The following is a 16848-nucleotide window of genomic DNA, read 5'->3' as shown; positions in this document are numbered from 1 at the left end:
TCGCCGGCTTTTTGGTTGGAGAACCCATGCGAGCCATCATTCTTGCGGCAGGCCTCGGCTTGCGCCTGCAACAACCGCCCGAAGCGCAGTTCCCGAAGTGCCTGCTGCGCTTCGACGACGTTTCGCTGCTCGAGCGCCATCTGCGCGTGCTCGACGCCGCGGGCGTCGACGAGATCGTGCTCGGGCTCGGCTTCCAGCACGAGAAGGTCGAGCAGGAACTGAAGCGCCTCGGCCGCCAGGCCGAGATCGTGGTCAACGAGCGCTACGACCTCGGCAGCGTGCTGACCGTGCATACCGTCGCCGACGCGATGACGCGCGGCGGCGACGTGCTGCTGATGGACGCGGACGTGCTGTACGACGAGAACATCCTGCACGCGCTGATCGCCGATCAGGACAAGGCAGTCGACCGCCTGCTGATCGATCGCGACTTCGAGGCCGGCGACGAACCCGTCAAGCTGTGCCTGAAGAACGGCGTGCCGGTCGAGCTGCGCAAGCAGCTCGCGGTCGACCTCGACTACGACACGATCGGCGAATCGGTCGGCTTTTTCCGCTTCACCGAAGGCACCGCGCGCCGCCTCGCGACGATCGTCGCGGGCTACGTCGACAGCGGCCGCGCGAACATGCCGCACGAGGAAGCCGTGCGCGACCTGCTGCTCGAAGGCGGCCATTCGTTCGACGTCGCCGATGTGACCGGCTCGCCGTGGATCGAGATCGACTTCCCGAACGACGTCGCACGCGCGACGCAAGACATCCTTCCCCTGATTCAACGCACCACCGCCGGAGCCGCACGATGAACGCACGCGAACCCAACTTCACCGAATCGCGCAGCGCGCGCCTGCGCCGCATGCTCGTCAGCAGCGATCTCGAATTCCTGATGGAAGCACACAACGGCCTGTCCGCGCGGATCGTCCGCGAAGCCGGCTTCAAGGGCATCTGGGCATCGGGCCTCGCGATCTCCGCGCAGTTCGGCGTGCGCGACAACAACGAAGCGAGCTGGACCCAGGTCGTCGACGTGCTCGAGTTCATGGCCGACGCGAGCGACCTGCCGATCCTGCTCGACGGCGATACCGGCTACGGCAACTTCAACAACGTGCGCCGCCTCGTGAAGAAGCTCGAGCAGCGCGGCATCGCCGGCGTCTGTATCGAGGACAAGCAGTTCCCGAAGACCAACAGCTTCATCGGCGGCGAGCGCCAGCCGCTCGCGGAAATCGACGAGTTCTGCGGCAAGATCAAGGCCGGCAAGGATTCGCAGACCGATCCCGACTTCTCGATCGTCGCGCGCGTCGAGGCGCTGATCGCCGGCTGGGGGATGGACGAGGCGCTGCGCCGCGCGAACGCGTACGCGGAAGCCGGCGCCGACGCGATCCTGATCCACAGCAAGCTGTCGCGCCCGGACGAGATCCTGCAGTTCGCGCGCGAATGGAGCGGCAAGGCGCCGCTCGTGATCGTGCCGACCAAGTACTACAGCACGCCGACCGACGTGTTCCGCCAGGCCGGCATCAGCACCGTGATCTGGGCGAATCATCTGATCCGCGCGTCGGCATCCGCGATGCAGGCGACCGCACGCGAGATCCACGAAAGCGAAACGCTGATCAACGTCGAGGACCGCGTTGCATCGGTCAACGAGATCTTCCGCCTGCAGGACGCCGACGAGTACTCGGCCGCCGAGCGTATCTACCTGTCGTCGTCGTCGCGCGCGTCGAATGCCGCGATCGTGCTCGCCGCGAGCCGCGGCAAGGGCCTCGAAGCCGTGACCGAAGACAAGCCGAAGGTCATGTTGCCGGTCGCCGGCAAGCCGCTGCTGCGCTGGCTCGTCGACGGCTTCAAGACGCACGGCGTGAACGACATCACCGTGGTCGGCGGCTATCGCGCCGATGCGATCGATACGTCGGGCATCAAGCTCGTCGTCAACGAGCGCCACGCGCAGACGGGCGAGCTCGCGTCGCTCGCATGCGCGGCCGAACGCCTGACCGGCGACACCGTGATCTCGTACGGCGACCTGCTGTTCCGCAGCTACATCGTGCGCGACCTCGCGGAGAGCGAGGCCGAGTTCAGCGTGGTGGTCGATTCGTCGCTCACGGAGACCAACCAGAGCGTGCGTGACTTCGCGCTGTGCTCGGCGGCCGACGATCGCGGCCTGTTCGGCCAGAAGACCTATCTGCAACGCGTGTCGAGCGACGTCGCCGCAGGCACGCCGCATGGCCGCTGGATCGGTCTCCTGAACGTGCGCGGTGCAGGCGTCGATCGCCTGAAGACGATGCTCGCGACGCTGCAGGCGCGTCCTGATTTCGACACGCTCGACATCCCGTCGCTGCTGAACGAGCTGATCGCCGCCGGCGAGAAGATCGAGGTGCAGTACGTGCACGGCCACTGGCGCGGCGTCAACGACCTGGAAGACTTCCGCCGCGCGGGCGACTTCGCGCACGGCCAGACGCCGCTGTCCGAACCGGGTACCGGCAACGGGGGCGCGCAATGATCGAAGCGGCCCAGTTCGTCGAGGCCGCGCGCGAACGCGGCTTCGACTGGTACGCGGGCGTGCCCTGCTCGTACCTGACGCCGTTCATCAACTATGTGTTGCAGGACCCGACGCTGCACTACCTGTCGGCCGCGAACGAAGGCGACGCGGTCGCGCTGATCGCCGGCGCCACGCTCGGCGGCAAGCGCGGCATCACGATGATGCAGAACTCCGGGCTCGGCAACGCGGTGAGCCCGCTCACGTCGCTGACCTGGACGTTCCGGCTGCCGCAGCTGCTGATCGTCACGTGGCGCGGCCAGCCGGGTGTGTCCGACGAGCCGCAGCACGCGCTGATGGGCCCGATCACGCCGGCGATGCTCGACACGGTGGAGATCCCGTGGGAGACGTTCCCGACCGACCCCGAACAGGTCGGCCCGGCACTCGACCGCGCGATCGCGCATATGGACACGACGGGCCGCCCGTACGCGCTCGTGATGCAGAAAGGCAGCGTCGCGCCATATGAGCTGAAGGCGAACCCCGCCGCGAAGCCGCGTGCGCACGTCGCCGCGCAATCGTCGTCGCGCGCCGCGTCGGCCGATGCATGGCCGACCCGTCACGACGCGCTGCAGCGCGTGATCGCGCATACGCCGGTCGATTCGACCGTCGTGCTCGCGTCGACCGGTTTCTGCGGCCGCGAACTCTACGCGCTCGACGATCGCCCGAACCAGCTGTACATGGTCGGCTCGATGGGCTGCGTGACGCCGCTCGCGCTCGGCCTCGCGCTCGCGCGCCCCGACCTGCGCGTGGTGGCCGTCGACGGCGACGGCGCCGCGCTGATGCGCATGGGCGTGTTCGCGACGCTCGGCACCTACGGCCCGGCCAACCTCACGCACGTGCTGCTCGACAACGGCGCGCACGAATCGACGGGCGGCCAGGCGACGGTGTCGCAGCATGTGTCGTTCGCGGGTGTCGCGGCCGCCTGCGGCTACGCGTCGGCCGTCGAAGGCGATACGCTCGACGTGCTCGATGCGACGCTGGCCGCAACGGCGAATGGTGCGCAGTTCGTTCGCGTGGCGATCCGCACGGGCGTGCCCGACGGCCTGCCCCGCCCGACCGTCACGCCGGTCGAGGTCAAGACCCGTCTGATGCGGCACATCGGCGCCGCGCAAGCCGAAGCCCACGTTGAAGGAGCCCATTGATGCTGCTGCTGAACCCCGGCCCGGTCACGCTCACCGAACGCGTGCGCCGCAGCCTGCTGCAACCCGATCTGTGCCATCGCGAAGGCGAATTCTTCGACCTGCAGGATGAAGCGCGCGCGCGCCTCGTCGCCGCATACGAACTCGATCCGGCCGAATGGGCCGCCGTGCTGATGACGGGTTCGGGCACGGCCGCCGTCGAGAGCATGATCGCGGCGCTCGTGCCGCAGGACGGCAAGCTGCTCGTGATCGAGAACGGCGTGTACGGCGAGCGGATCACGCAGATCGCCACGCAGTACGGCATCGCGCATGACGTGCTCAAGCATGAATGGATGCAGGCGCCCGATCTCGCGCAGATCGGTGCGAAGCTCGATGCGGGTGGGTACTCGCATGTCGCCGTGATTCATCATGAAACGACGACGGGCCGGCTGAACGACCTCGGCGCGATCGCGGAAGTTTGCCGTGCGCGCGGCGTGAAGATGCTCGTGGATGGCGTCAGCAGCTTCGGCGCGGAAGCGATCGACTTCGCCGGCGGCGACATCGACGCCGTTGCCGCGACCGCGAACAAGTGCCTGCACGGCGTGCCGGGCGCGGCGTTCGTGATCGTGCGCCGCAGCGCACTCGTGAAGGCCGCGAGCCGCACGTATTACCTCGATCTCGGGCGGCTTGCGAAGCTGCAGGATCAGCGGAATACGCCGTTTACGCCGTCTGTGCACGCGTATTACGCGCTCGTCGAGGCGCTGCGCGAGTTTGATGAAGCCGGCGGCTGGCGTGCGCGGCATGCGCACTACAAGGCGCTCGCCGATCAGGCGCAGGCGGGGCTTGCCGCGCGCGGGATGCCGCTCGTGTTGCCGGAAGGCGCTTCATCGGTTGTGCTGCGTGCGTATCGGTTGCCGCAGGGCATCACCTACGAGACGCTGCACGACGGGCTGAAGGCGCGTGGCTTCGTGATTTATGCGGGGCAAGGCGGGCTGTCGAAGGAACTGTTCCGCATCTCGACGATGGGCGCGATTCAAGCGGCCGATGTCGATCGATTGCTGGAAGGGTTTACGGCGCTGACGCGGTAAGCGTTGTCCGCAACGTCGTCTACGAAAGGCCCGCAAGGGCCTTTTTTGTTGTTCGCGATGCTCCGGGGCGCCGACAGCAGTGCCCACCTGCTGGAGAGGCAACGCCACATATCACCATGTCGATCCGGCGATCGATGTTGCGTTCAAGTCAACTGCCCGGACTGAGATGCAGCGTTTTCCCCCAATCTGGGCCTGCCTTCTATCTATCAGTAAGTAGCGCAGCCTCTGGTCGATGCCGGGCAGAAACTAAGCGTTTACCCCTACAATACATTTTATTTAATTCTAGATAATCTTTCTAGAAAGGGGAGCCCATGGAACAGACGGACCGCTAACGAGCGGCCGGGTTCCCGACCACAACGCTACGGAATGCTAATCAGCTTGCCCTCGGGTGATGGGCTGCTCTGACGAATACTCACATTCGAAAATGTCGCCAATGTCGTGGCTTCGATAGGAGACGCCGTATGCATTTTTCAATAGCAACCCAGTTCAACAAGAGGCTCAAGCATATGAAAATTCAACTCAAACCCATCAACGCCGCGCTGACGCTCGCCTGCGTTGCGATGGTCTACGGTCAAGCTGCGCTCGCCGACGTGATCGTGAAGATCGGCAGCGCCGAACCGCTGACCGGCAACATTGCCCACATGGGCCAGGATGCGGCCGATGGCGCCAAGCTCGCCGTCCAGCAGATCAACAAGGCCGGCAATCTGGTCATCGGTGGCCAGAAGGTCGTCCTGGAGCTCGATTCGCTGGATGACCAGGCCGATCCCCGGATCGGTACGAATGTCGCGCAGAAGCTGGTCGACGACGGCGTCGTGGCCGTGATCGGCCACCTGAACTCCGGCGTGTCCATCCCCGCGTCCAAAATCTACCGCGACAACGGCGTCACCCAGATCACGCCGGGCTCCACCAACCCGCAGTACACGCTGCAAGGCTACAAGACCGCCTTCCGCGTGATCGGCACCGACGCCCAGCAGGGCCCCGCCCTCGCGAAGTACGCCAAAAACCAGAAGGTCAAGACGGTCGCCATCGTCGACGACGCCACGGCCTACGGCCAGGGCCTGGCGGACCAGTTCGAGAAGACCGCCAAGGCCGAAGGCATCCAGGTGCTCTCGCGCGATGCGACCAACGACAAGGCCACCGACTTCAAGGCCATCCTGACCAAGATCAAGGCCGAACGCCCCGACGCCATCATGTACGGCGGCGAGGACGCTACCGGCGGCCCCTTCGCCAAGCAAGCCATGCAGCTGGCCCTCCGCGCCAGGATCCTGGCGGGCGACGGTGTCTGCACGACCGACCTGGCGAGGCTGGCCGGCGACGCCGCCGACAATCTGGTCTGTTCGGTCGCGGGCGGCGATCTGTCCGCGATGGCGGGCAGCGCCGCGTTCGCCAAGGAACTGAAGGCCGTGTACGGCCACGATCCGGTGGTCTACTCGCCGGTTGCGTACAGCGCCGTCTACGTGATCGTCGATGCCATGAAACGCTCCAACTCGATCACGCGCGCCGGCATCCTGTCCGCCATGCCCGCGACCAATCTGAACACCCTGATCGGCAATATCCGGTTCGACGAGCACGGCGACCTGAAGAACAGCACCATCTCTCTCTACAAGTACGTCAAAGGCAAGCGAACCCTGCTGGAAGTCGAAAAGATGTGATCGAAGCAGCCCCGACGCGGGTGCCTCCAGGCCCCCGCGCTCGCACCGGATGGATCTTTGCTGAAATCCTTGAATGGCCGCCGTCCCCGGCGGCGTTTCCCTTGTGCGCTCGGCACGAGCGCACAGGAAGCGATGCGGCTAACGGTTCGAAGCGCGTTTTCCAAACGTCATTGTCGATCTCCGCCACGCCGTCGTCGCGGTAATCGAGTTATCGCGGCTCATATCGGGTATCGCTCGACGGTCTGGACCTACGCGAATAGTACGGTGCCCAAGCAGGCCCCCGAGTGGACGAGGCGCTGATCAGCGCCCGGCCTTTCCGCTGCGATTTGCACGACCAAGCTCGGCTATGAGTCGAATGCGTGCCTTTGATGCGTTCAGTCCGTCATAACCTGCCGTGGTCAGGCCGAGGTCGTGGGCGCGATCATAGGCATACTTGGTGACGGCTGGATTGACCCGGAAGCCATGGGCGCAGCGCGTCGACAGCACGACGGGGATATGCCGTGCGGCTTCGCTCAGAAGGCGCTCTGACTGCGCGGAAAAGCCCCCTGCGCCCTTGCCTGCCACGACGATACCGTCGAGTTCGGAAATATCCGGGAAGCCAACGAGTGGCCCGAAGGTTTCCATGACGATCGCAACGCGAGCGCCGAGGTCGGATACGCCGAGTTCCGCGTAACGCTCGTCAATGGTTCCCGAACCTGTGAGCGTAACGATGTCGGCCTCGATGGCGCCGCGGATCGCTGTTTCCGGTCCGAAGGGCTGAATGGCCTGCGGCCATACCTTGACGATCGACACCGGATCGAAAATCCGTCCCGCGAAGGCCACGAGAACGCTCGCGCCCTTCGGCATGGCCCGTGCCAGATTGGCAGCATCCGCCAGATTGCGCGGACCATCGGCATTGGCATGGCCGCCGGGGATCGCCGCACCGGTCAAAACGACAGGCCGGTCGCGATCAAAAAGCAGCGCGGCCGCATAGGCGACATCTTCCATTGCGTCGGTACCGCAGCACATCACGAAAGCTTCGCTCTCGCGATCCTGCCGCATGACGTCACGCGCCCGGCAAAGTGACGCGAAAGTCAGGTCGCAGCTATCGACAGGATCGATGTCATGTCCGATCCAGTCTGCCTGACCGCTCAATACGATCAGATCGCGTGCCAATAGACGCTTGATCGTCCCATCAACCTGATAGTTTTCGGTGATGGTTCCGCCACAATTCAGGAGTCCGATTTTCATCAGGTTTGGCCTTTAGACAAGCGTATCGGGAATTTCCGCGTACATATCCGCGATGGCTTCGGCGTTCTTGATACCCGTGCCAGTCAGCAGGACAACCGTTTCCTCTCGCGCCCGAATCGCCCCAAGTTGCTTGAGCCGATCAAATCCCGCAACCGCAGTCGCCGAAGTCAGCTCCGGCAGAAGGCCCAGTCGCGCAATCCGCCTGAGCGCTTCGACGATTGCCTCCTCTTCCACAGCCACGGTCGTGCCACCCGTCTCTCTGACGGCGTTGACCACTTGCGCCAGCCGTAGAGGATGGGCGATGGCCGTCCCCTCGGAGACCGTCTTTCGAACCTCGCGCGGAACGGGCGTCGTGACGCCCGCCTGGAAGCTGGCATCGATAGGCGAGCAGTTCAATGGCTGGCAAACGAAGAGCCTGGGCATTTTGTGAATCTGACCCGCGCGCATCAGTTCCGAGAACGCCAGATAACAGCCGAGTACATTGCTGCCCGCGCCGGCAGGCATGACGATGTTGTCCGGCGCCTGGAAGTTGAGGTCCTCCCAGATCTCGTAGCCGACCGACTTGGTCCCTTCGAGGAAAAATGGCTGCCAATTGTGGCTGGCGTAGAAGATGCTCGCGGACTGCAGGACGGCCTCATCCTCACACGCCTGTCGAGGCCCGTCGACCAGTTGTACCTCCGCCCCGTAGGCTCGCATCTGGGCGATCTTCGCGGGCGATGCGTAGGCGGGCGCCAGAATCTTCACGCGCATCGCGCCTGCGGCGCCATAAGCCGCCACCGACGCTCCGCCGTTGCCTGAACTGTCCTCCAGAACGGACGTGATGCCTTGTTGCCGTAACATCGAGAGCATCACCGTGGTGCCGCGATCCTTGAAGCTGCTCGTGGGGCTGAACCACTCCAGCTTGAAATGCGGCCGGTGGTCGTCCCACGTCTTCTGGATCAGGGGGGTGCATCCCTCCCCCATGGAAATGGGCGAGACGATCTCGACTGGAAGCGATGCGCGATAGCGCCATTGGGAGCGAAGATGCCGGTCGACGTCATCCCGGGAAATTCCAGGCAGCGGCGAGATCAGCAGCGGCCTGCGGTCGTCCGAACACCACCGAGGCGTGTCCAAAGGATAGGTGGTGCCGCTGAGCGGCTCAACATAGTGCGATTTCACGTTTTCCGACTCCTCGTTGGCACATACCGGATCGCGGCAAGAGCAAGACGATGATGGTCCTTGGCATGCTGGGCAGTTTGGCCATTACCAGACGTTTTGTCAAATTCATAACAATTCGTCTAGATGAAATCCCGAGCATGGGTACGAGTCAATGACGCCTCATAGCCGAACTCCGCCGGTCGCTGCCCTGACGATCCGCGAACGGCGCCACCCGAAGCGGACATCGTGAGCCTCAAAGTGGCCCTGGCTTTAGATGTCTTTGGGACGGCGGGTATCATCGCTTACTGGTTCTTGTCTTGATTACTTTGCTCGATTCGTCTGCCGACCATACGGCCAGTTCATCGCCATCGGGATCAATGAACCGTGGCCCGCCCATGACGACGTGGGGCGGTTCTGATGCTGTTCGTTTCCGGGCCGTCAAGCGGCATCCACAACAATCCGTAAAAAACCCCTCTCCTCATGACCCCGAGAATCGTTCGTTTTGTTCCGCTGCTGGCGCTCGCCGCGGCACCCTTCGCTCACGCCGCCGACAGCCAGTCTTGCAGCGACGAAACCGTCACGGCCGTCGCCCGCTGGGCCGGCATCGCGAGCGCACGCATCGCCACGCGCGACGCGGACCGGCTCGTCGTCGCGTCGTCGTGCAAGGTCATGCCGAACGCACCGGAAACGACGATCGCGGCCGTCGCCTTCGATTCTCTGCCGAAGAGCAAGGATCCGTACGTCAGCCGCAAGCTGCAGGTCGTCGCGCTCGTCGAAGGCGGCAAGGTCGTGGCGGCCGAGCGGTCGGTGGTCGAGGAGGATGCGGCGACGGAGATCGACGAAAACAGCTACCGCATCGACACGGCGCCCTACCGGTTGTCGCCCGACGTGCGCGCGTTCGGCGTCGTGTTTACCAGCAGCGCGCGCGGGCCAAGTTGCCCCGATGCCAATACCGGTGAAGAGTTGACGCTGTGGGTGCGCGAAGGTGGCCGTATCCGCCCGGTGTTCGGCACCAACCTCTACGGATGGGTCGGCGTCGAAGGCGACGCCTGCGGCCCCGGCGTCGGCGATGCGCTCAGCGAAGAGGCCCGCATGACGATCGCCGTCGAGAAAACGTCGAGCCACGGCTTCGCCGACCTGTCGATCACGGCGCACATCACGAAGACGCAGCGCAAGAACGGTGATGACTCGGATACGGGCAAGCGCACGGCGCGCACGATCGTCCACTACGACGGCAAGTCGTACGGCGTCGACATGTTCCGCAACTTCTGGTATTCGCCCGCCGCAATGAAGCGCTTCCAGTAAGACCAGGGCGAATCGCCGCCCCGCCCGCCTACTCCACCACCTTCGGCCCGATCGCATCGGTCGGCGCCGGCATCCGCAACGCGTCGTCGCGCACGCGTCGCGCCTCGCGCGCCGTATAGCGATCCTTCAGCCGCAGGAACGGTTTTTCGACGAGGAAGTAGCTGGCGGTCGCGGCGACCAACGCCCACACGATGCCGAGCGGAAACGCGTGCGCGACCGGCAGACCCGGATTCGCAAAAGGCTGCTGCCACAGATAGAGACTGAACGAAATCGTGCCGACGAACACCACCGGCCCGGCGCGCAACCAGCGCGCACACCAGAACTCGCTGCGGAAATTCAGCACGACGATCACGATCGCGATCAGCGCGGCTTCGAGCGTCACACCGTACGTCGCATTCCAGAAGCCGCCGAGCCGGTGTTCGGCAAGCGGCATGCCGAGCAGCACGACGAACACGAGCGCCGTCACGATGCGCGCCTCGCCGCGCCACGAGCCGATCCACGCTTCGAGCCGCTCGCGGTTGAGCGACGCATAGCAGCCGATCAGGATCGGATCGACGCCCGTGTGCAGCATCATCCCGAGTTGCCCGCGCAGCGCGGGCGCAACGAAATACGTGATGGCGCGCACCAGCGGCACGATCAGGATCAGCGCGGCCAGCCAGCGCGTGCCGGCGCGGCGGATGCCGAACACGAACAGCAGCGGCCAGAACCAGTAGAACTGCTCCTCGAGCGCGAGCGACCAGAAATGGCCGAGGTACCACGCGCCGTCCGGATGCATCGCGTTGTCGCCGGTCAGCCCGAACCACGCCGAGTAATTCCACAGGTGCAGCGCCGCATAGAGCCACTGCCGGCGATCGACGTCGAACCCGCCGGCGACCGCCACGATCGCGACGGCCGCGAGATACACGTAGCAGGCCGGCCAGATCCGCAGCGCACGGCGCACGTAGAACGACGTCAGCGCGATGCCGCCCGTGCGCGCGAATTCGGCGCGCAGCACGTTGGTGATCAGGAAACCGCTCAGCACGAAGAAGATCAGCACGCCGAGCCGGCCGTCGGCGATCAGCCGCAACGGCGCATACCAGCCCGTATAGCCGCCGGGCAGCACATGCTCGGCATGACCGACGACGACCATCGCGACCGCGACGGCGCGCAACCCGGTCAACTGCGTGACACGATGGTTCATCGGCTGGTTTCCGTTGGCACGGTGGAGGTGGAGGAGCTGGAATCGGCCGGCGCCCGATTGGCACGCCGACCTGCCGTCGGGATTTTGTATGAAAAATATCGGAATGAAATTGCTTCAAAAATCCGCGTGACAAACACCGCCGGCGACGCTTCGCCACGGCGCGCCAACGTCCGGCGCGACGAATGGGCATAATGACGAGCCTTGTCCGGCGGCGGCCGGTCCGATGCCCACGCAACGAATTTTTGCGGCGCAGCAACACCCGCAGCACCGTACCTCGCCCGCACACCGGCCCGCGCCTCGCCCGCCGCCTGTCACCCCTTACCCGGAGCCTGCCTGTGTACCCACCGATCGAACCTTACGCCCACGGCCATCTCGACACCGGCGACGGCCATCGCATCTACTGGGAGCGCTGCGGCAACCCGGCCGGCAAGCCCGCCGTGTTCCTGCACGGCGGCCCCGGCGCCGGCTGCGGCCCCGACCATCGCCGCCTGTTCGATCCCGCGCGCTACGACATCCTGCTGTTCGACCAGCGCGGCTGCGGGCGCTCGACGCCGCATGCGAGCCTCGAGAACAACACGACGTGGGATCTGGTCGCCGATATCGAACGGCTGCGCGAGATGGTCGGCGCCGAGCAATGGCTGGTGTTCGGCGGTTCGTGGGGCAGCGCGCTGTCGATCGCGTACGCGGAGACCCACCCCGAACGCGTGAGCGCGCTGATCGTGCGCGGCATCTTCACGATGCGTCGCGCGGAACTGCTGTGGTACTACCAGGAAGGCGCGTCGTGGCTGTTCCCCGATCTGTGGGAGAACTTCCTCGCACCGATTCCGGAAGCGGAGCGCGGCGACCTGATGGCCGCCTACCATCGTCGGCTGACCGGCGACGACGAAACCGCGAAGCTCGAAGCCGCGCGTGCGTGGAGCATCTGGGAAGGCCGCACGATCACGCTGCTGCCCGATCCCGCGCTCGCCGCGCACTTCGCGGACGGCCACTACGCGCTCGCGTTCGCGCGGATCGAAAACCACTACTTCGTGAACAAGGGCTTCGTCGAGGAAGGCCAGTTGCTGCGCGACGCGCATCGGCTCGCCGGTATTCCGGGCGTGATCGTGCAGGGCCGCTACGATGTCGCGACGCCTGCACGTACCGCATGGGAGTTGTCGAAGGCGTGGCCGGACGCGACGTTCGAAATCGTGCCCGGCGCCGGGCACGCGTACAACGAACCGGGGATTCTGGAAGCGCTGGTCGCGGCGACGGACCGGTTTGCAGTGTGATCAACGCCATGCAGCGCAACGCGGCGCGTGCGGCCATGCATCATCGCCGCGCACACGCCGCACCGCTCAAAGCGCGGCTTCGACGATCGTCCGGCCGCTGATTGCCCGCTCGACGAGCTGTTCGTCGCCGACCTTGCGGATCGCGTCGTCGAGCAGCCCTTCCGGCTCTTCGGTCGCCACCTTCAGCAAGCCCGACAACCCGCGCGCGTCGAGCACCACCAGCGTTTCCATCGAATCCGCGCGGCTCACGAGCACGCGGCGAAACGCCGGGCCCGCGCCGAAGCTCGCACAAAGCTCGATCGTCTCGCTGCCGAGCGTGTAGTCGAAGTGCTTGATCATGGTCTGCCGCCGTTGCATGGAAATGGCGCTGCGCGGCGGCGCGGCGCCGTGACGTCGACGCACCCGCGCGTGCCGCCGGCCCGTCGGGCCGGAGTCCGAACCGTTCGCCGGCATCACCATGCTAGGCGTGCAGAATTAACGAAGACTTAAAGCGCGTGAGCCCCGCCCGGCGCGCCCCTCAAGCCGCATCGAGCGGCTCGACCGTCACGCCGACCTTCAGCTCCTGATCCGCCCCGCCGCCGCGGATCACGCCACGCAGCGGCGTCACATCCGCGTAGTCGCGGCCGACCGACAGCATCACGTAGTCGTCGCCCGGCGCACGATCGTTGGTCGGATCGAGTTGCAGCCAGCCACCATCCTCGGGCCACGCCGGGTCGTACACCTCGACCCACGCATGCGATGCATCGGCGCCGATCAGCCGCGGCTGGCCGGGCGGCGGCTGCGTGAGCAGGTAGCCGCTGATGTAACGCGCGGCCAGCCCGAGCGAGCGCAACGCGCCGATCATCACGTGCGCGAAATCCTGGCAGACGCCCTTGCGCAATCGCAGCGCGTCGAGCGCCGACGTCGTGATGTCGGTGCTGTTCGGCGTGTACGCGAAATCGGCATGCACGCGCCGCATCAGGTCCCACGCCGCCTGCACGAGCGGCCGTTGCGGCGTGAAGCTCGCGGCCGCGTACGCGGCGAGTTCGGGGTCGCACGCCACGTGCGGCGACGCGAACACGAACTCGCTCGCCGGGTCGTAAGGCTGCCCCGCGTGGAACCGCAAGCGGTCGCGCACGGCCTCCCATGCGGTGGCATGCGCGGCGTCCGGGTCCGCGATCGCAGGCGGCGGCTCGCCGCGCGCGCCGAGCGACCACACGGGCGGCGTCACGCGCACGGTGCTGCGGCTGCGCACCAGCAGCGTGTCGTGCGGCAGGTTCAGCGCGAACGACGCGCGCGCATTGCCGAACGCGTCGATCTCCGTGCAGACCGATTCCGGTGCAGGCTCGATGTCGAGCGAGAACGACAGCACCTGCTGGCGCGGCGTCGCGAGCGGTTGCAGGCGTGCCTGGTGCTGCGCGGATTCGACGCGCGCCGCGTAACGGTATTCGGTGTCGTGCGTGACGCGCAGCAACCGGCCCGGCGCGACGGCGGCCGGTGCGTCCGTTGCGGCCTGGCCCTGACCCTGCCCTTGCCCTTGGCCTTGGCCTTGGCCTTGGCTCTGGGCCTGGGCTGGAGCTGGAGCTGGAGCTGGAGCTGGAACCGCAGCCAAGGCCGGTGCCTGCCGTGCGTCTCCGTCACCGGCCGGTGTTTTCGGCACGCCTTTCGTCACCATAGCGTCCTGCCCGCCTCGCGCACGTGGCTGAAGTAGCGCTCGCCGATCCGGTTCGACAGCTCCCAGACCGCCTTCACCGTCGTGTCGAGCGCGGCGAGCAGCTTGTCGTGCCGACCGCCTTCGGCGGTCTCGCACAGCTCGTGCAGCGACCACGCGGGGATGTCCGGAACCGTCTCGGCCAGCTCGGACAGCGCATAGCCTTCGCCGTGCTCGACCTTCGTCAGCCGGCCGCGCAGCGCCTGCACGACCCAGCCGAGCGAGCGCGGGTTGTCGGTATCGAGCACGACGAGCGACAGCAGCGGCGCGACGTCGAAGCCGCGCTGGAACCGCGAGCGGAACGTGATCGTGCTGTCGAACAGTTCCAGCACGAGTTCGAAGCCGTCCTGCCGATGCACGGCGCCTTCGTCGAACGCGAACTTCAGCACGCTGCACAGGAAGTCGAGCCGGTCGATCTGCCGGCCGATCGACAGCAAGCGCCAGCCGTCGTCGCGCGTCATGTTGTCGGTCTGCGCGCCGGTGATCGCGCCGAGCAGCAGGCCGACGCGTTCCAGCAATTGCAGCGCCTCGTTGCCGATCTGCTCCTCCGCTTCCGGCTGCCCTGCGCTGTCCGCGAACAGTTGCGTCGCGTCGTCGATCAGCCGCCACTGATCGCTCGACAGCCGTTCGCGGATCGCGGCAGCCGCGCCGCGCATGCCGAACAGGCACGACGCGATCCCCGACGTGCGGTCGGCGCCGCGCGTCAGCGACGTCGCCAGCTCATGCTGGAACGCGCGCGGCGCATCGACGGCGTGCGGCGCATCGGCCGCGATCAGCCCGGTGTCGCGGCACAGCGTGTCGATCAGTTCCAGATGCGCGGGGCTGTCGACGTCGTCTTCGCCGCGCAGCCGTTCGAGCGCGGCACGCGCCAGGCGCATCAGGTTGGTCGCGCGCTCGGTGTAGCGGCCGAGCCAGAACAGGTTCTCGGCCGCGCGGCTCGCGATGGCGCGCGGCCGTTCGACGAGGTCGTCGGGGCCAAGGTGCGTCTGCAGCAGCGTCGTCGAATCGACGATGCCCTCGGTCATCACCCACGTATCGACGGTGCTGCCGCCGCGCGGCATCGGCGCGTTGAACAGCGTGTCGCGCGTGCCGACCCGCGACAGCCCGCCCGGCAGGAGCCGCCAGCGCTGCGCGCCGTCTGCGAGCGCGAACACGCGCAGCAGCAGCGGCTTCGGCACGATGCGCGCGCTGTCGTTGCCGTCGGGCGCGTCGGGTCGCGGCCAGGTCGGCGCCTGCGACAGCGGCAGATCCGCCTGCACCGTGTAATGTTCGGGCTGCGCGAGAATCCGCGCGCGCCATTCCGCCAGTTGCGCCTGCGTGAGCCGCGCGCCGATTACCGGTTCGAATGCACCGCCTTCCTGCACGTCGGGCGGATAGGATGCCTTGATGATGCCGCGCGCGAGCTGCGGCAGCGCGTCCTCGCACGCGGCCGCCTCGCCGCACCACCACGAATGCACGGCCGGCAGCGTCAGCGTTTCGCCGAGCAGGCCTTCCGCGAGACGCGGCATGAAGCCGAGCATCGCCGGCGATTCGAGGAAGCCCGAGCCCGGCGCGTTCGCGAGCAGCACGTTGCCTGCGCGCACGGCCTGCAACAGCCCCGGCACGCCGAGCATCGAATCGGGCCGCAGTTCGAGCGGATCGAGCCACGCATCGTCGACGCGCCGCAGGATGCCGTGCACCGGTTCGAGTCCGCTCAGCGTCTTCAGGAACACGCGGCTGTCGCGCGCGGTCAGGTCGCCGCCTTCGACGAGCGTGAGGCCGAGATAGCGCGCGAGATACGCATGCTCGAAATAGGTCGCGCTGTGCGGCCCCGGCGTCAGCAGCACGATCCGCGAATTCTTCGCGGCAGGGCTGAGCGACTGCATGCTTTGCAGCAGCGCACGGTACGCAGACGCAAGCCGCTGCACGCGCAGCCCGCGAAACCCGCGCGGAAAGAGCCGCGACACGATCAGCCGGTTCTCGAGCAGATAGCCGAGGCCGGCCGGGCCCTGCGTGTGCTGAGCGACGATCCGCCACTGGCCGTCCGGGCCGCGCGCGAGATCGAACGCGACGACGTGCAGCCACGTATCGCCCGGCACGTGTGCGCCGCGCATCGCACGCAGGTAGCCCGGGTGGCCGGTGACGAGCGCGGGCGGCAGCAGCCCGCGCTGCAGGATCGTCTGCGGCCCGTACAGGTCGGCCAGCGTCGCGTTCAGCAGCCGCACGCGCTGCAGCACGCCGCGCTCGATCGCGACCCAGTCTTCGGGCGTGACGATCAGCGGCAGCAGGTCGAGCGACCACGGGCCGACCGCGCCGTCGCCGGCGCGCTGCTCGTGCAACTGGTAGAACAGGCCGTTCTCGCGCATGCGCCGGTGCAGCGCGTCGGCACGGCGGTCGAGGTCGGCCACGCCGTCGCTGCCGATCGACGTGAAGAAGCTGCGCCATGCGGGCGCAAGCGCAGGCGCGTTCAGCCCGGCCACGCTGCCGCGCAGTTCGTCGTAGCGGCCGGCGGCCGCCGGTGCCGCGAGCGCGGCGGCCAGTTCGGCGGCGTCCGGCTGGGCGCCGGAATCGAAAAGCGTGGGCATCGCGTCGAGGGCGGCGAGATGATCAATGTCAATGGGCGGCACGATGTCGTTCCGTCGTCAGGGTGCAACCGCGCATGCGCGCCGCCGCACCGGCGGTGCGCTAC

At 66.7% G+C, this 16848-nt stretch carries 14 protein-coding genes; 8 read left to right on the top strand and 6 right to left on the bottom strand.

Features of this window, described 5'->3' with window-relative positions:
* The first annotated feature begins 26 nt into the window (after positions 1 to 26).
* From HWX03_RS03640 to HWX03_RS03620, 5 genes are all read left to right on the top strand, one after another.
* Positions 27 to 794: a phosphocholine cytidylyltransferase family protein gene (locus tag HWX03_RS03640; protein WP_174430765.1), complete on the top strand. Its 768-nt coding sequence runs from the start codon at positions 27 to 29 to the stop codon at positions 792 to 794.
* Positions 791 to 2476: a phosphoenolpyruvate mutase gene (gene aepX / locus HWX03_RS03635; RefSeq protein ID WP_174430764.1), complete on the top strand. Its 1686-nt coding sequence runs from the start codon at positions 791 to 793 to the stop codon at positions 2474 to 2476. Before HWX03_RS03640 ends, aepX begins: the two co-directional genes overlap by 4 nt.
* Complete coding sequence (gene aepY, locus HWX03_RS03630; protein WP_175870276.1) at positions 2473 to 3654, top strand: phosphonopyruvate decarboxylase; 1182 nt, start codon at positions 2473 to 2475, stop codon at positions 3652 to 3654. The genes aepX and aepY overlap by 4 nt, the downstream gene beginning before the upstream one ends.
* The gene (locus HWX03_RS03625; protein ID WP_175870275.1) at positions 3654 to 4718 is read left to right on the top strand and encodes a 2-aminoethylphosphonate aminotransferase; all 1065 of its coding nucleotides are present in this window, start codon (positions 3654 to 3656) and stop codon (positions 4716 to 4718) included. Before aepY ends, HWX03_RS03625 begins: the two co-directional genes overlap by 1 nt.
* 506 nt (positions 4719 to 5224) lie before the next feature.
* Positions 5225 to 6370, top strand: a complete 1146-nt coding sequence (locus tag HWX03_RS03620; protein ID WP_174430761.1) for a branched-chain amino acid ABC transporter substrate-binding protein — start codon at positions 5225 to 5227, stop codon at positions 6368 to 6370.
* Positions 6371 to 6670: 300 nt separating this feature from the next.
* Here the strand turns inward: HWX03_RS03620 and HWX03_RS03615 are convergent, their stop codons facing one another.
* Positions 6671 to 7600 (bottom strand): asparaginase domain-containing protein, encoded by a 930-nt coding sequence (locus HWX03_RS03615; RefSeq protein ID WP_175870274.1) that lies wholly within the window; start codon positions 7598 to 7600, stop codon positions 6671 to 6673.
* Between the two features lie 12 nt (positions 7601 to 7612).
* Entirely contained in the window at positions 7613 to 8758 is a 1146-nt protein-coding gene (locus tag HWX03_RS03610; protein ID WP_175870273.1) for a threonine synthase, read from the bottom strand.
* A 459-nt stretch (positions 8759 to 9217) separates the two neighbouring features.
* Here HWX03_RS03610 and HWX03_RS03605 point away from each other — a divergent pair, with 459 nt between their 5' ends.
* Positions 9218 to 10042: a multidrug ABC transporter ATPase gene (locus HWX03_RS03605; protein ID WP_175870272.1), complete on the top strand. Its 825-nt coding sequence runs from the start codon at positions 9218 to 9220 to the stop codon at positions 10040 to 10042.
* A gap of 28 nt (positions 10043 to 10070) precedes the next feature.
* Here the strand turns inward: HWX03_RS03605 and HWX03_RS03600 are convergent, their stop codons facing one another.
* A complete protein-coding gene (locus tag HWX03_RS03600) occupies positions 10071 to 11222 on the bottom strand; it encodes an acyltransferase (RefSeq protein WP_175870271.1) in 1152 nt (383 codons plus the stop codon).
* Between HWX03_RS03600 and HWX03_RS03595 the strand changes: the two genes are divergently transcribed.
* Both HWX03_RS03595 and pip read left to right on the top strand, forming a co-directional pair.
* On the top strand, positions 11214 to 11414 hold the full coding sequence (locus HWX03_RS03595; protein WP_175870270.1) for a hypothetical protein: 201 nt from the start codon (positions 11214 to 11216) through the stop codon (positions 11412 to 11414). The genes HWX03_RS03600 and HWX03_RS03595 overlap by 9 nt on opposite strands.
* Positions 11415 to 11557: 143 nt before the next feature.
* The gene (gene pip / locus HWX03_RS03590) at positions 11558 to 12490 is read left to right on the top strand and encodes a prolyl aminopeptidase (RefSeq protein ID WP_175870269.1); all 933 of its coding nucleotides are present in this window, start codon (positions 11558 to 11560) and stop codon (positions 12488 to 12490) included.
* 66 nt (positions 12491 to 12556) lie between these two features.
* Here the strand turns inward: pip and HWX03_RS03585 are convergent, their stop codons facing one another.
* The 3 genes from HWX03_RS03585 to HWX03_RS03575 form a co-directional block, all read right to left on the bottom strand.
* Entirely contained in the window at positions 12557 to 12829 is a 273-nt protein-coding gene (locus tag HWX03_RS03585; protein ID WP_059500877.1) for a hypothetical protein, read from the bottom strand.
* A gap of 178 nt (positions 12830 to 13007) precedes the next feature.
* On the bottom strand, positions 13008 to 14144 hold the full coding sequence (locus tag HWX03_RS03580; RefSeq protein WP_175870268.1) for a transglutaminase family protein: 1137 nt from the start codon (positions 14142 to 14144) through the stop codon (positions 13008 to 13010).
* A complete protein-coding gene (locus tag HWX03_RS03575) occupies positions 14138 to 16744 on the bottom strand; it encodes a circularly permuted type 2 ATP-grasp protein (protein WP_175870513.1) in 2607 nt (868 codons plus the stop codon). The genes HWX03_RS03580 and HWX03_RS03575 overlap by 7 nt, the downstream gene beginning before the upstream one ends.
* Positions 16745 to 16848 lie beyond the last annotated feature (104 nt).

Origin of the sequence: Burkholderia sp. BCC0397, from assembly GCF_902832865.1 — a bacterium.
Lineage (GTDB): Bacteria > Pseudomonadota > Gammaproteobacteria > Burkholderiales > Burkholderiaceae > Burkholderia.
This window is presented reverse-complemented; position numbering and strand designations above follow the sequence as displayed.